Origin of the sequence: Labrenzia sp. C1B70, assembly GCF_000475395.1 — a bacterium.
Lineage (GTDB): Bacteria > Pseudomonadota > Alphaproteobacteria > Rhizobiales > Stappiaceae > Roseibium > Roseibium algicola.
Map to the genome: position 1 here is coordinate 272,571 of NZ_AXCE01000004.1, position 13,931 is coordinate 286,501.

Below are 13,931 nucleotides of genomic sequence, written 5' to 3' on the forward strand. Positions count from 1 at the left end.
CTTTGGCAGTTTACCATCAAAAATCTTCTTCCACGCCGTTCTGCACGAGAATTTCGCGTTTTCCGGCATGGTTGGCGGCGCTGATCAGGCCTTCGTTTTCCATCCGCTCAATCAGCGAAGCAGCACGGTTGTAGCCGATCGAAAGGCGCCGCTGCACATAGGAGGTCGACGCCTTCTTGTCGCGCAGCACGATGGCAACCGCCTTGTCGTACAGATCGTTGCCCTCGTCGCCGCCGGCAAGTCCGCCGCCACCGTCGTAGGGGCTTTCGGCCTCGTCATCTTCCTCGGTCACGGCTTCCAGATATTGCGGCGTGCCCTGAACCTTCAGGTGCTTGACGATATCCTCGACCTCGTCGTCGGAGACGAACGGCCCGTGCACACGCTGGATGCGTCCGCCGCCGGCCATGTAGAGCATGTCACCCATGCCCAGAAGCTGTTCGGCGCCCATTTCACCCAGGATGGTGCGGCTGTCGATCTTCGACGTCACCTGGAAGGAGATACGGGTCGGGAAGTTGGCCTTGATGGTGCCGGTAATGACATCCACCGACGGCCGCTGCGTCGCCATGATCAGGTGAATACCGGCGGCACGGGCCATCTGAGCCAGCCGCTGGATAGCACCTTCGATGTCCTTGCCGGCCACCATCATCAGGTCGGCCATCTCGTCGACGATGACGACGATATACGGCATCGCCTCAAGCGGCAGCTGCTCTTCTTCGTAGATCGGCTGGCCGGTGTCGCGGTCGAAGCCGGTTTGAACGGTGCGGGTGAATGTTTCGTTCTTTTCCAGCGCCTGCTTGATGCGGGTGTTGTAGCCGTCGATGTTGCGGACGCCCATCTTGGACATCTTCTTGTAGCGGTCTTCCATCTCGCGAACGGTCCACTTCAAGGCGACGACGGCTTTCTTCGGATCGGTCACAACCGGTGTCAGCAGATGCGGAATGCCGTCGTAGATCGACAGTTCCAGCATCTTGGGGTCGATCATGATCATCTTGCACTGCTCGGGCGTCAGCCGGTAGAGCAGCGACAGGATCATGGTGTTGATCGAGACCGACTTGCCCGAGCCGGTGGTACCGGCCACAAGCAGGTGAGGCATGCGGGCCAGATCCGCGACAACGCTTTCGCCGTTGATGGTCTTGCCCAGGGCCAGCGCCAGCTTGGCCTTGGACTTTTCGAAGTCCTGGGCGGCCAGCAGTTCACGCAGGTAAACCGTCTCACGACGGGCATTCGGCAGTTCGATACCAATGGCGTTCTTGCCCGGGATCACCGCCACACGGGCGGAAATCGCGCTCATGGAGCGGGCGATGTCGTCCGCAAGACCGATGACACGCGAGGACTTGATGCCCGGTGCCGGTTCCAGTTCGTACAGGGTCACAACCGGACCGGGGCGAACCTCGATGATTTCGCCGCGCACACCGAAATCCTCAAGCACGCCTTCCAGGATGCGGGCATTCTGCTCCAGCGCATCGGCGGACAGACCCGGCACCTTGCCGGCCACCTTTGGCTCGGCCAGCAGCCGCAGCGGAGGCAATTCGTACTCTTCCGGGGCTCCGAGGAAGGATGGCTGGGCTTCCTCTATCGCACGCTTGCTCTGCTTCGGACGCGGTGCCTGCGGAATGACGCGGCCATTTGCTGCCGGTTGCGCAGGCGCCTGCTGAGCCTCCGGCGCGGCAATGCCGACCGGGACCGCGGGACGACCGTTGACGGGGCCCTTGTCGATCATCAGATCGTCCGGCTCGAAGGTATCGCCTTCCTCGTCGTAGTATTCTTCCGCGTAAGGTTCGTCTCCGTCGTCCGCATGACGGCCACGCTGGTAGAAATCGTCCAGGCCGTCGTCATCTTGCGGCATCAGCCGGCCGGCAAGGGCCTTGCGGAATGCCTTCAGACGGCTGCCCTGGCGGGTGTCTTCCGGCTCGTAGTCGGTGTCGTCCTCATCCTCGTCCCAGTATTCTTCTTCCTCCTGGGCCTGGCTGCGCTTCAGGCCGGTCAACCGGCGCACCTGTGCAGCAGCCTGAAGACCGAAATGCTCCATCTGGCCGACGAAGGCACTCATGAAGATACCGATGCGGGACTCGCCATCGTCGTCGTCAAAGTCGAGTTCATGCTCGGCGGCCTTGCCGTGACCGACAGGGCCGGCCACAGGCTCGATCCGTTCGGACGGAGCGCCGATGCTGCCCAGCCAACCGGCAGCTGCCAGCAGGCACAGGATAGCCGGTACGCCAAGACCAAGCACGCCGACGATCGTGGCAGCGCCGCTTGTCATGTTGTCGGTAACGAGTGCAGGCAAATGGTGAACGGTGTCGCCGAAAAAGCCGCCGAGACCGGTTGGCAGCGGCCAGCTTTCGGGAACCGGCAGCGACGCCAGGGCACCTGCGGCAAGGCTTGTGCCGATCAGCCAGTAGACCAGGCGCTTGCGGCCGATGCCAAGCGCGTGGCCGGTCAGAAGCCGCCAGCCCCACAGAACCAGAGGAATCAGGAACACGGCCGTTGCCAGGCCGATGGTCTGCATCAGAATGTCTGCAAGGACAGCGCCCGGTGTTCCCAGGGCGTTGCGCACCTGGCCACCGGTGGCATGATTGAAGCTCGGGTCGCTGACGGACCAGGTGGCAAGGCTTGCGGCGAGCATTGCCGCCAGCGCAATGATACCGAGACCCGCGGCCCCGACAAGATTGCGCCGGATGAACCGCTTCAGTGGGCTCTCGGTGTCCAGAAGGTCAACCGAAGATCTGCGGCCGTTGCCGCGAACTGCGCTGGCCCGCCTCATGCCTTGTCCCCCAACCATTTTGCCAGACGCTCCAGAGCGATCTCTGTCTGCTCAAGAGGAGCCGTCAGGCTGATGCGAATATAGTTCCGCCCCGGATTGCTGCCGTCCGACTGGTCCGAGGCAAGGTAGCTGCCCGGCAGCACCTTGAGCCCGATTTCGGTCCAGAGTGCTTTCGTGACCGCAACGGCGTCGCCCCAGCGGCTGATATCCAGCCACAGGAAGAACCCGGCGTCAGGCGTGACCGGCCCAAGGATCGGGCCGAGGTGTTTTTCGGCAGCTTCGAATTTTTCGTTGTAGAGCCTGCGGTTTTCAATGACGTGGGATTCGTCCTGATAGGCCCGGACGGCAACTGCCTGTGCCGGCAGCGGCACCTGCGGTGCGGCAAGGCCTCTGAACTTCGCCCACTTTTTCAGGAACTCGGGATCTCCTGCCGCAAAGCCGCAGCGCAGACCCGCCAGGTTGGAGCGTTTGGACAGAGAATTGAGGACGATGATGTTGGCAAAGCCGCCGCCCTGCTCTTCATTCAGATCCCTGGCCGCTTCCAGAATGCCGATTGGCGGCGTCTCGCGATAGATTTCCGAATAGCATTCGTCTGCAAAGATATAGAAGCGATGCTTGCGGGCGAGACCGATCAGGCGCTGCCAATAGGCGGTATCGGCCACAAACCCTTCCGGATTTGTGGGCGAGGCGACATAAAAGGCGACGGTCCTTTCCAGCAGCTCCGCATCGAGGCTGTCGAGATCCGGCAGAAAATTGTTTCCCGCAATCGCGTCGAGCAGCACGGCCTCCGCATCGGCGACATGCGCTGCGGCAGCATAGGTCTGGTAGAACGGGTTGGGCAGAATCACCACAGGGTGGTCCAGGCCCTTGTTCAGCTGATCACGCGCGGCAATGGCGCCGAAGGAAAGTCCTTCGCGGGAGCCGTTCAGCGGCAGCACACCATGGTCGGCGTCGATCAACCCACCCAGATTGTATCGGCGATCCAGCCAGGATGCGACGGCCGAACGGAATTCAGGCGAGCCGTCGATCGGCGGATAACGGCGGAACCCGGCCATATTTTCAGCCAGAACTTCCGCGGTGAAATCAGGAATGGCGTGTTGCGGTTCGCCAATCGTCATGACAATCGGGTCAAGCCCCGGCGTCTCGCCGCTCAGGAGTTCGGCAAGTCGTTGAAACGGATTGGAGCTCGGCAGGGACACACCGCGCTGATAGGCTTTTTTGCTGGCAAGCATGAATGATCCGGCACTCGTTACGCATAACTTTGCTCAGACCCTATAGCCGGTGTGGTAAATCCCTTATTAACCAAGCGGGGCAGCGCACAGGAAATGCTGCAAATGGTTGCGGATTTTCCCGCACTGCCTGCCCGGGCGTCTGACCTGTCCAAAGGGATAATTTCACCCCTCCGTCCTTGGTTGGCGGGAATTGCCCGGAAGTCCTTGATCGTCAACGAAGACTCTGTAGAAATTGAAGGCATCGGCGCGGTCGGCAAAAATGAAATATGCCTGACCTTTTTCAAAGTGCGCCCACCTGGACAGGTTCTACGATGTCGAAAACAACAAAAAATCCGATAAGCGTCGTTTGCTTTGGCGACTCTCTCACCTGGGGATTCAATCCGGTCGACAAATCCAGGTACGGCCACGACATCCGCTGGACCCGGCTTCTGCAGAAAGAACTGGGTGACGGGTTTTATGTGGCCGAAGAAGGCGTCAACGGCCGAACAACCGTTTTCGAGGATCCGGTCAAGGGCGACAAGAACGGTCTTGCGCATCTGGCCACCGTTCGCAAGACGCATATGCCGATCGACATTCTGATCATCATGCTCGGCACCAACGACCTTCAGGCCCGGTTCTGCATGAACGCGGAAACAATCGCGATTGCCATGGGACGCCTTCTGGATTTTGCCCGCAGGCCAACCGACGATGTCGAAGGCCGGGCGCCAAAGGTGCTGCTGATGTCACCGCCGCCGCTGGCACCACTGGCAGGCACACCCTTCGTGGCACAGTTCAGCGAACAGAGCGTCACGGAATCCCATCGCCTGGCCGCCTGCTACCGGGAGAAAGCTGCTGAATATGGTGCAGCTTTCTTCGATGCAGGAACGGTGATTTCCGCCAGCCCGGTTGATGCCGTCCATTTCGATGCGGAGCCGCAGGCCGATCTCGCCAGGGCAGTGGCAGCGGAAGTGCGCAAGCTGGCAAACTGAATTGGCAGACTGGATTGCCTGCTGCGGTTAGAGCTGTCTCCGACAGGCAGACCGGCTGAACATTCCCTCAGAAATCTGAGGTCAGTCCCTTGATCTCCCAATCGTCGTAGCGGGTGGGCTCCAGGCCGCCGCGTCCGTTGACTTCTTCGGCCATGTTCTGCTGTCTTGCGTCGATTTCCTTGCGCCGTTCTTCGGCTTCCTTGAGGGCGCGCTGGGCTGCCGGTGGCAGGTCCTCGAATTTCCGCTTCGGAGCTTCCTCGACATTGGTCTTCAGGGAGGGAGCCTCGTTCTGGCTGTAGCGGCTCGTCGGGTTGTCCGGTGTTTCTGTCATGGCTCTTCGGGTCGTTCAGTTTGCAGTCTTGTCTGGCGTATATAGGGTAATCTTGCCAAGAATGGCAGCACTCCCCATCTGTTGGACGGATACAAAGGCCATTATGCGCCTTCTTGCAAGCAGTCGAAAACAGGACAGAAACGGAAACAAGCGGCGATGAACTACATTCGCACGGCAATGCTTCTGGCGGGGATGACCGCCTTGTTCATGGGGATCGGTTTCATGATCGGCGGTCAGTCGGGCATGCTGATCGCGCTGCTTATTGCAGCCGCCATGAACCTGTTCAGTTACTGGAACGCGGACAAGATGGTCCTGCGCATGCATCATGCCAGGGAAGTGGGTGAGCGCGAAGCGCCGGAGTTCTACCGGATGATACGGCAGCTGGCGCAGAATGCCGAGTTGCCGATGCCCAAGGTCTACATCATCGACAATCCGCAGCCGAATGCCTTTGCGACCGGCCGCAACCCGCAAAACGCTGCCGTCGCGGCAACGACGGGCCTGCTCGACATGCTGACGCCCGAGGAGATTGCCGGTGTGATGGCTCATGAGCTGGCCCATGTGAAGAACCACGACACGCTGATCATGACGATCACGGCGACAATCGCCGGTGCGATTTCCATGCTGGCCAACTTTGCCTTCTTCTTCGGCGGCAACCGCAACAATCCGCTGGGCATCGTCGGGGTTATCCTGATGATGGTCGTGGCGCCGCTGGCGGCAATGGTCGTGCAGATGGCGATCTCCCGGACGCGCGAATATGCGGCCGACCGGATGGGCGCCCAGATCTGCGGCGAACCCATGTGGCTGGCTTCAGCACTTGCGAAGATCTCGCGCGGGGTGGAGCACATCCATAACCCGGACGCGGAAGCGAACCCGGCAACCGCACATATGTTCATCATGAACCCGCTGTCAGGCGAGCGGATGGACAATCTGTTCTCCACCCACCCGAACACCCAGAACCGGATCGACGAACTGCGCAAGCTGTCGGATGCAGGTCTGGGCACCGGTGGCAGAAGCGGTCCCATGTCGTTTACCCGCCAGGCTCCACAGCAGGCCGGCCCGTGGAGCGGCGCCGGTCCGACGGGGCCGTCCTCCGCGCCGCGCCGTCCAAAAGGGCCGTGGGGATAGGCCACAGTCCCCCGGAACGTCAGCTTCTTTGACAAAAACAACTTTGCCGGATGACCACCCGGCTTTACTATGACCAGATGCGCCGCGACCGGCAGACCGGTCTGCGGCGCTTGATTTTGATACCGGCCGTAACAGCAGGGCCGGGCGCGTGAATGGATTGAGCCTTGACCAAACGGCCGAACAACAAACAGAAACCTTCAGGCAAACCGGCACCCGAACAGGCCGAAAAGCCGGGGTTTGCCGCACGCAAGGTGGCTGCCGATATTCTTGGCAACGTCGTTCACAAGAAACGGCCTCTCGATGGCGAGCTGGATATCACGTCCGGCCACTCCGGATTTCGCGCGCTGGCCGGCAACGATCGTTCGCTGGTTCGCGCAATCATTGGCGCAGCCTTGCGCCATCGGGGTGAAATCGCTGAAATCCTGGATCGGTTGCTTGATCGGCCGATCCCGGAAAAAACGGGCCGGATCCTGGATATCCTGCATGTGGCCATTGCCCAGATGCTGTTTCTCGACATTCCGGACCGTGCTGCCGTCTCTCTTGCTGTTGATCATGCCGGTCTCGACCGCCGGGCCCGCCCATACAAGGGTCTGGTCAACGGTGTGTTGCGCCGGCTCGGGCGCGAGCGGGACGAAGTGACCGGTGATCTCGATCCGGCGGTGCTGAACACACCGGACTGGCTGATGGAAAGCTGGCAGGCAGCCTATGGAGTGGAGACAGCGCGCGAGATCGCGCGGGCTCACGAAAGCGAAGCGGCGCTGGATCTGTCGGTGAAAGCGGATCCGGAAGAATGGGCCCGGAAACTGGACGGCCAGATTGTGGGTGCGGGCAGCATCCGCCTCGTGCGCAAGGGCGCTGTCGATGCACTTGAAGGCTATGGCGACGGTCAGTGGTGGGTGCAGGACGCCGCTGCGGCACTTCCCGCCCGGCTTCTTGGTGACGTGAAGGGTCTGCGTGTTGCCGATCTTTGCGCTGCACCGGGCGGCAAGACCGCACAATTGGCGGCCGCGGGTGCAAGCGTAACCGCGGTCGATATTTCAAAGGCGCGCCTGAAACGTCTTGAAGAAAACATGACGCGGCTCGGCCTGAGTGTTGAAACGGTTGCGGCGGATTTGCGGGCCTTTGAGCCGGAGGATCTCTTTGATGCAATCCTGCTCGATGCGCCCTGCAGCGCGACAGGCACGATCCGCCGGCACCCCGATGTGCCCTGGATCAAGAAGCCATACGACATTGAAAAGCTGACGGAAATCCAGAGCGAATTGCTGGACAGGGTGATGGGCTGGGTCAAGCCGGGTGGGCTGGTCGTCTATTGTACCTGTTCGCTGGAGGCGGCCGAAGGCGAAGCCCAGGCGACCGGTTTTCTGGAGCGGCAGGCCGGAAAAATCGAACTGGTTCCGATCGAGGCCTCAGAGGTGGGCGGCCTTGCCGAATGTGTCACAAATGAAGGTTATCTTCGCTGTCTGCCCTGCAATAGCGCCGCCTTGGATCCGGTGAGCAAGGGCATGGACGGCTTTTTTGCCGCAAGGTTCCGCCGGTTTTAACGCGGAATAAACTGTTCACTTGCAATGATTCTTTAAATGAAATGCTAACCTTAATGGTTCGTTTCCTGAATTAGACACCGGAGATTCCCCATAAACGCGCAGAAACCATCAGTTTTGGAGATGGTTTGGTGAATACTGCAAGCCTGAGTGAAAGAAGCCGCATCTGGCGGCTTGTGGCCCTGCATATTTGGCAACGCTCCTTGAAATGGATGCATGGCGGGCCTTTGTTCCGCATGCAGCCGTTTTCGGCTGTGCCTGCGCGCCTGCTCATCGCGCCGCAGGATCTGCGCACTGCCGACGCGACCAATGCTGCCGATATCTATGGCGGCCGCTTCCTGTTCTCCGGCCATCTGGTGGAGACGCAAGGCAGATCTCCGTTCGAGCTTCAGGCCGTTCACGAAGACTGGCAGCGTGAGCTTCACAGCTTCGGCTGGATGCGGGACCTTCGCGCCGCCGACAGCCAGATTTCCCGGCAAAATGCCCGGGCGCTGGTGGAGGACTGGATCAAGTTTTGTGGTCGTTGGCACGACATCGGCTGGGAAGCGTCGGTCGTTACCCGCCGAATTCTGTCCTGGCTGGCGCATTCGCCCTTCATTCTTCAGGACGGCGATCACGAGTTCTACCGCAGTTTCGTGCGGTCACTGGCTCGCCAGGTGCGTTACCTGCGCCAGACCATCAACGAAACGGAAGACGGCGTCGAGCGCCTGCATGCAGCCCTTGCCATGGCATCCGCCTGTATTTCCATGGCGGGACAGGGCCGCTTTGCACGCCAGAGCATCCGTCGTCTCGATCAGGAGCTGACACGCCAGATCCTGCCCGATGGCGGCCATATCTCGCGCAATCCGAAAGCGCTGATCGACATTCTCGCGGACCTGCTTCCGGTTCGCCAGGCCTTCGTAGCGCAAGGGCTGGAGGTGCCGCCGGCGATGGTGCAGTCGGTGGACCGGATGATGCCACTGCTGCGCTTCTTCCGTCATGGCGACGGGGCTCTTGCCCATTTCAACGGCATGGGCTCGACGCCGAGCGACCTTGTCGCCACCATCCTTGCCTATGACGATGCACGGGGCGCCCCACCGCAGAATGCGCCGCATTCCGGCTATCAGCGCTTAACCGGTGGCAATTCCGTTGTCCTGATCGACACCGGCCCTGCCCCGGCCATCGGCGTTTCCGGCGACGCTCATGCAGGCTGTCTTTCGTTCGAATTCTCCTCCGACAACAACCGGATCGTCGTCAATTGCGGCGTCTCGCCCAAGTCCAATCCGGCCTGGCGCCGGGTCAGCCGCTCGACGCCTGCACACTCCACGGCGGTGATCGAGGATACGTCCTCCTGCCGGTTCCTTTCGAACCGGCCGTTCGGGCATATTCTGGGCGCACCCATCCTGTCCGGTCCGGTCAGGGTGCCGGTGGAGCGGGAAGACGATGCGGCCGGCAGCCGGATCACGGCCTCGCATGATGGTTATGCCAGCGAGTTCCATGTTTTGCATGAGCGCGACATTCGCCTTGCAGGCGACGGCACGGTGCTGGACGGCATCGACACGTTTTCGGCAATCGGTCCTGTGGACAGCGAAAACCGCTATGCAATCCGCTTTCATCTGCATCCGGGCCTGCGCAGCTCGCTCATCCGCGGCGGATCAGCGGTGCTCCTGGTGTGCCGGGACGGCGAAGCCTGGGAATTCGAAGCGCCCGGGACCGAGGTCATGCTGGAAGAAAGCATCTATCTTTCGGATGTCTACGGCCACCGCAAGACCGAGCAGATCGTGATCTCCGGCGCCGTGCTCGAGGCCCCCTCCGTGGGGTGGCAGTTCCGCAAGACGGCGACGGCCAAACTCAGCCGGCGCGGCACCAGCGATTTTGACGAGCCGGACGAACTCCCGCTGGAAGAATAGAGACCTTCCGCTTTTGCTGAAGACGTGATAGGGCGACGGCAACTCCCGGACCGTCCCCAATTGCGAGGCAAATTCATGGCCATTGTGTCCAAAGCCGTACCCGTTCCCGAGCTGGTTCCCGTCAAGCGCGCCCTTCTGTCCGTCTTCGACAAGACCGGTCTTGTCGACTTTGCAAAAGCGCTGTCCGAGCGCGGCGTCGAGCTGGTCTCCACCGGCGGTTCCTACAAGGCGCTGAAGGAAGCAGGGCTTAAGGTTCTGGACATTTCGGAAGTCACGGGCTTTCCGGAAATCATGGATGGCCGCGTGAAGACGCTGCATCCGAAGGTGCACGGCGGTCTGCTGTCGATCCGTGATGATGCCGACCACCAGAAGGCGATGAGCGAGCATGACATCGTCGGCATCGATCTCTTCTGCGGCAATCTCTATCCGTTCGAGGACGTTGTCGCCTCCGGTGCCGACTACGCCACCGGCATCGAGAACATCGACATTGGTGGACCGGCAATGACCCGTGCGGCCGCCAAGAACCATGCCTATGTTACCGTGGTCACCGACCCGGCCGACTACGATGCAGTGATTTCCGAGCTTGATGCCAACGGCGGCAAGGCCCCGCTGGCCCTGCGCAAGAAACTGGCGCAAAAGGCCTTTGCCCGCACGGCTGCCTATGATGCCGCCGTCTCCAACTGGATGGCGGATCAGCTGGGCGAAGCAACGCCCGCCCATCGTGCGGTTGGCGGTTCGCTTGCCGAAGTCATGCGCTATGGCGAAAACCCGCATCAGACGGCAGGTTTCTACACCACCGGTGAGCAGCGCCCGGGTGTTGCCACGGCCAGGCAGCTTCAGGGCAAGACGCTGTCCTACAACAACATCAACGACACCGATGCCGCGTTTGAGCTGGTGAGCGAGTTTGATCCGGCCCGCACCAGCGCTGTTGCCATCATCAAGCACGCCAACCCGTGCGGTGTGGCCGAAGGCGCAAGCCTGAAGGAAGCCTACGAGCTGGCCCTGCGCTGCGATCCGGTTTCGGCTTTCGGCGGCATCGTCGCCCTGAACCAGACACTGGATGCCGCTGCGGCCGAGGAAATCGTCAAGATCTTCACGGAAGTGATCATCGCGCCGGATGCGGACGACGCGGCACGCGAAATCATCGCGGCGAAGAAGAACCTGCGCCTTCTGGTCACCGGCGGCCTCGCCGATGCACGCGCCAAGGGCCTCTTCGTCAAGTCCGTTGCCGGCGGTCTCCTGGTCCAGTCACGCGACAACGGTGTGGTCGACGACCTTGACCTCAAGGTCGTTACCAAGCGCGCCCCGAGCGAGCAGGAACTGGCCGATCTGAAATTCGCCTTCCGGGTTGCCAAGCACGTGAAGTCCAATGCCATCGTCTATGCCAAGGACGGTGCGACCGTTGGTGTCGGGGCCGGTCAGATGAGCCGGGTGGATTCCGCACGCATCGCTGCCCGCAAGGCTCTGGATGCGACCGAGGCCGCCGGTCTTTCCGAACCGCTGACGAAGGGATGCGTGGTCGCCTCCGATGCGTTCTTCCCGTTTGCAGATGGTCTTCTGTCGGCCGCCGAAGCCGGAGCAACCGCCGTTATCCAGCCGGGGGGCTCGATGCGCGATGACGACGTGATTGCGGCAGCCGACGAAGCTGGCCTTGCCATGGTCATGACCGGCATGCGTCATTTCCGGCACTGATTTCGGGTATTCGCCGATGAATTGAAGTGCCGGTTTTCATTCGAACCGGCACTTCATCTGAGCTTGTAAAACATTAGCAAGCTAACGATCCAAAATTACTGTCAAAAATAACAGGGGTCGTTAAGAAAAACCCTCCCACTGAAGACCTTGTTAACGCCCAACGGGTAGTCTGCAGCAAGCTTTGGCAGGTATTCGCCTGCCGTTTTCTTGCGATTCGCGGAGATTGCCGGTGTTTAGAAGAGCGAAGGTCACAACAAAGCTCATTGGGGCCAGTGCGGCGACCCTGACGGTTGCCCTTGTGGTCGGCATCAGTTTTATCGGATGGGAAGCGTCCCGCATTACGGGTGATCTTGCACGGTCCGAAGCCGAGACAGTGGCACGCGAGCAGGCGCAATTCGTCCAGCGCGGCCTGGAAAACGGCCTGAAATCCGCACAGACCTTGGCAAGTTCCCTCGGCGGCATGAAGAAAGCCGGATCGGTCGACCGTGAAGCCTGGAACGCCGTCGTTGAAAACCTGACGCTGACCAACAAGGACCTTTCGGGCACCTGGGGCGTGGTTGCCGGAGACGAGCTCGACGGCAAGGATGCCGAGTTCAAGGGCGACGAGAAATGGGCCGAAGACGGCGAATGGCAGCCCTATTACTTCCGCAAGGCGGACGGAACGCTGGCCTACCGGCCCATCGAGAAGATCGCCGTCGGTGATCTGAGTGCAACCAGCGACCTCTGGTTCAATGGTGCCTATGTGTCCGGCAAGGACTACATGACCGAACCCTACAGCTGGGAAGCCGATGGCAAGACCGTAACCGGTGTGTCGTTCTCCTCGCCGATCCGAGACGGGTCCAAGGTGATTGGTGCTGCCGGTGGCGACATCCTTCTGACCCCGCTGTCCGAAGTGCTTGGCCAGCAACGGCCACTGGACACGGGATCGGTTCACCTCCTGTCGCAGAACGGCGTCTGGATTGCCCACGCCGACCCGGCCGTTCTCGGCAAGCCATGGATGGAAGGCCAGTCCGAAGCCGACCTTGCCGTGCAGGACAAGCTTCTGGCGGCGGTCAAGAACGGCGAGCCATTTGCCTATGACGGATATTCCAACACGCTCGGCACGGAAGTGCACCGCATCGTCATGCCGGTCCATGTGACCGGTACCGATGCCAAGCTTGCCGTGGTGGTCAACGTGCCGCTGGCGACCCTCAATGCGGCTTCGTCTTCGATCACGACCATGATCGTCGGGGTCGGCGTCGTGTTGCTCATCGTCGTGGCTCTTTCCATCTATCTTGTCGGTAACACGATTGTTCGCCGTCCGCTGGAGCGCGCCGTGCGCAGCATCCAGGCGCTCATCGATCGCCGTTACGACGAGCCGATCCACGATACCGACCGCCAGGACGAAATCGGCGAGATCAGCAAGGCGCTGGAAGTCTTCCGCGACAAGGCCCGGCAGGCCGAGGCACTGGCCGCCGAGCAGGAAGAAGCGCAGCGTCAGCAGCTGGAGCGTGCAGGCCGGATCAGCGAGCTGTCGCAGGATTTCGACCGCCAGATCTCAGAGCTGACCCAGACGGTGATGCACCAGGTGCAGGACCTCAACGCGGCATCGATGACGCTGACGGCGGGAGCCGACGACACCAGCGAGAAGAGCACGGCAGTGGCTGCCGCTTCCGAGGAAGCGTCGTCGAACGTGGAAACGGTTGCGTCCGCGGCTGAAGAACTGATGGCATCGGTCGGTGAAATTTCCCGCCAGATGACCCAGTCCACCGAGATTGCCTCCCACGCCGTGGAACAGGCTCAATCGACGAACCGCAAGATCGAGGGGCTCGCGGAAGCTGCCAACCGGATCAGCGAAGTGGTCAAGCTGATCACCGACATTGCCGAACAGACCAACCTTCTGGCGCTGAACGCCACCATCGAGGCGGCACGTGCCGGCGAAGCGGGCAAGGGCTTTGCCGTTGTTGCCGCCGAGGTGAAGGAGCTGGCCAACCAGACCGCCAAGGCGACCGAAGAAATCTCCCTGCAGATCCAGTCGGTGCAGACGGAAACCGCCGGATCGGTCGACGCCATCAAGGGCATTTCCGAAACCATCGAAAAGATGAACGAGATCTCCTCGTCCATCCAGGCTTCGGTCGAACAGCAGGGCCTTGCCACCGACGAGATCGCCCGCAACATCCAGGAAGCCTCCAACGGCACCCAGGAAGTGGCGCAGAACATCGTAAAGGTGGCAGCCTCTGCCGACGACACCGGCAATGCCGCCCGTCAGGTTTCGGCCTCCGCCAACGTCCTGCAGACTGAAGCCGACCGGCTCAAGCAGGAAGTCGAAGGTTTCCTTGCCAGCGTCCGTCAGGTCGCCTGAGGCGAGACTGGCAACATCTGAACATGAAGCGCGCCGGATTTTCCGGCGCGTTTT

The 13,931-nt window shown here is 61.1% G+C and carries 9 protein-coding genes; 6 read left to right on the plus strand and 3 right to left on the minus strand.

The window, feature by feature from the left end; all coding sequences use genetic code 11:
• Positions 1-16: 16 nt before the first annotated feature.
• Positions 17-2,761 carry a DNA translocase FtsK gene (locus tag Q666_RS39580; RefSeq protein ID WP_023002554.1) on the minus strand — a complete coding sequence of 915 codons (2,745 nt, stop codon included), beginning with the start codon at positions 2,759-2,761 and terminating at the stop codon, positions 17-19.
• Positions 2,758-3,993: an aminotransferase class I/II-fold pyridoxal phosphate-dependent enzyme gene (locus tag Q666_RS39585; RefSeq protein ID WP_023002555.1), complete on the minus strand. Its 1,236-nt coding sequence runs from the start codon at positions 3,991-3,993 to the stop codon at positions 2,758-2,760. Before Q666_RS39585 ends, Q666_RS39580 begins: the two co-directional genes overlap by 4 nt.
• A gap of 311 nt (positions 3,994-4,304) precedes the next feature.
• On the opposite strand from Q666_RS39585, the gene Q666_RS39590 reads away from it, so the two are divergent.
• Entirely contained in the window at positions 4,305-4,961 is a 657-nt protein-coding gene (locus tag Q666_RS39590) for an SGNH/GDSL hydrolase family protein (RefSeq protein ID WP_023002556.1), read from the plus strand.
• Positions 4,962-5,028: 67 nt separating this feature from the next.
• Here the strand turns inward: Q666_RS39590 and Q666_RS0132870 are convergent, their stop codons facing one another.
• Positions 5,029-5,292, minus strand: coding sequence for a DUF1674 domain-containing protein (locus tag Q666_RS0132870; protein WP_023002557.1), 264 nt, complete (start codon positions 5,290-5,292; stop codon positions 5,029-5,031).
• Positions 5,293-5,448: 156 nt separating this feature from the next.
• Between Q666_RS0132870 and htpX the strand changes: the two genes are divergently transcribed.
• The 5 genes from htpX to Q666_RS39615 all read left to right on the plus strand — a co-directional run bounded on the left by htpX (position 5,449) and on the right by Q666_RS39615 (position 13,877).
• On the plus strand, positions 5,449-6,417 hold the full coding sequence (htpX, locus tag Q666_RS39595; RefSeq protein WP_031270042.1) for a zinc metalloprotease HtpX: 969 nt from the start codon (positions 5,449-5,451) through the stop codon (positions 6,415-6,417).
• Positions 6,418-6,581: 164 nt separating this feature from the next.
• Complete coding sequence (locus Q666_RS39600; protein WP_023002560.1) at positions 6,582-7,958, plus strand: transcription antitermination factor NusB; 1,377 nt, start codon at positions 6,582-6,584, stop codon at positions 7,956-7,958.
• A 128-nt stretch (positions 7,959-8,086) separates the two neighbouring features.
• Positions 8,087-9,844, plus strand: coding sequence for a heparinase II/III family protein (locus Q666_RS39605; RefSeq protein WP_031270044.1), 1,758 nt, complete (start codon positions 8,087-8,089; stop codon positions 9,842-9,844).
• Between the two features lie 75 nt (positions 9,845-9,919).
• Positions 9,920-11,536 carry a bifunctional phosphoribosylaminoimidazolecarboxamide formyltransferase/IMP cyclohydrolase gene (purH, locus tag Q666_RS39610; protein ID WP_023002562.1) on the plus strand — a complete coding sequence of 539 codons (1,617 nt, stop codon included), beginning with the start codon at positions 9,920-9,922 and terminating at the stop codon, positions 11,534-11,536.
• Positions 11,537-11,765: 229 nt separating this feature from the next.
• On the plus strand, positions 11,766-13,877 hold the full coding sequence (locus tag Q666_RS39615) for a methyl-accepting chemotaxis protein (RefSeq protein WP_031270046.1): 2,112 nt from the start codon (positions 11,766-11,768) through the stop codon (positions 13,875-13,877).
• Positions 13,878-13,931: the final 54 nt, after the last annotated feature.

Coding starts and splice junctions, on each gene's coding strand:
- htpX (WP_031270042.1), top strand. CDS start 5,449: ATGAACTACATTCGCACGGCAATGCTTCTGGCGGGGATGACCGCCTTG.
- Q666_RS39585 (WP_023002555.1), bottom strand. CDS start 3,993: ATGCTTGCCAGCAAAAAAGCCTATCAGCGCGGTGTGTCCCTGCCGAGC.
- Q666_RS0132870 (WP_023002557.1), bottom strand. CDS start 5,292: ATGACAGAAACACCGGACAACCCGACGAGCCGCTACAGCCAGAACGAG.
- Q666_RS39590 (WP_023002556.1), top strand. CDS start 4,305: ATGTCGAAAACAACAAAAAATCCGATAAGCGTCGTTTGCTTTGGCGAC.
- Q666_RS39580 (WP_023002554.1), bottom strand. CDS start 2,761: ATGAGGCGGGCCAGCGCAGTTCGCGGCAACGGCCGCAGATCTTCGGTT.
- purH (WP_023002562.1), top strand. CDS start 9,920: ATGGCCATTGTGTCCAAAGCCGTACCCGTTCCCGAGCTGGTTCCCGTC.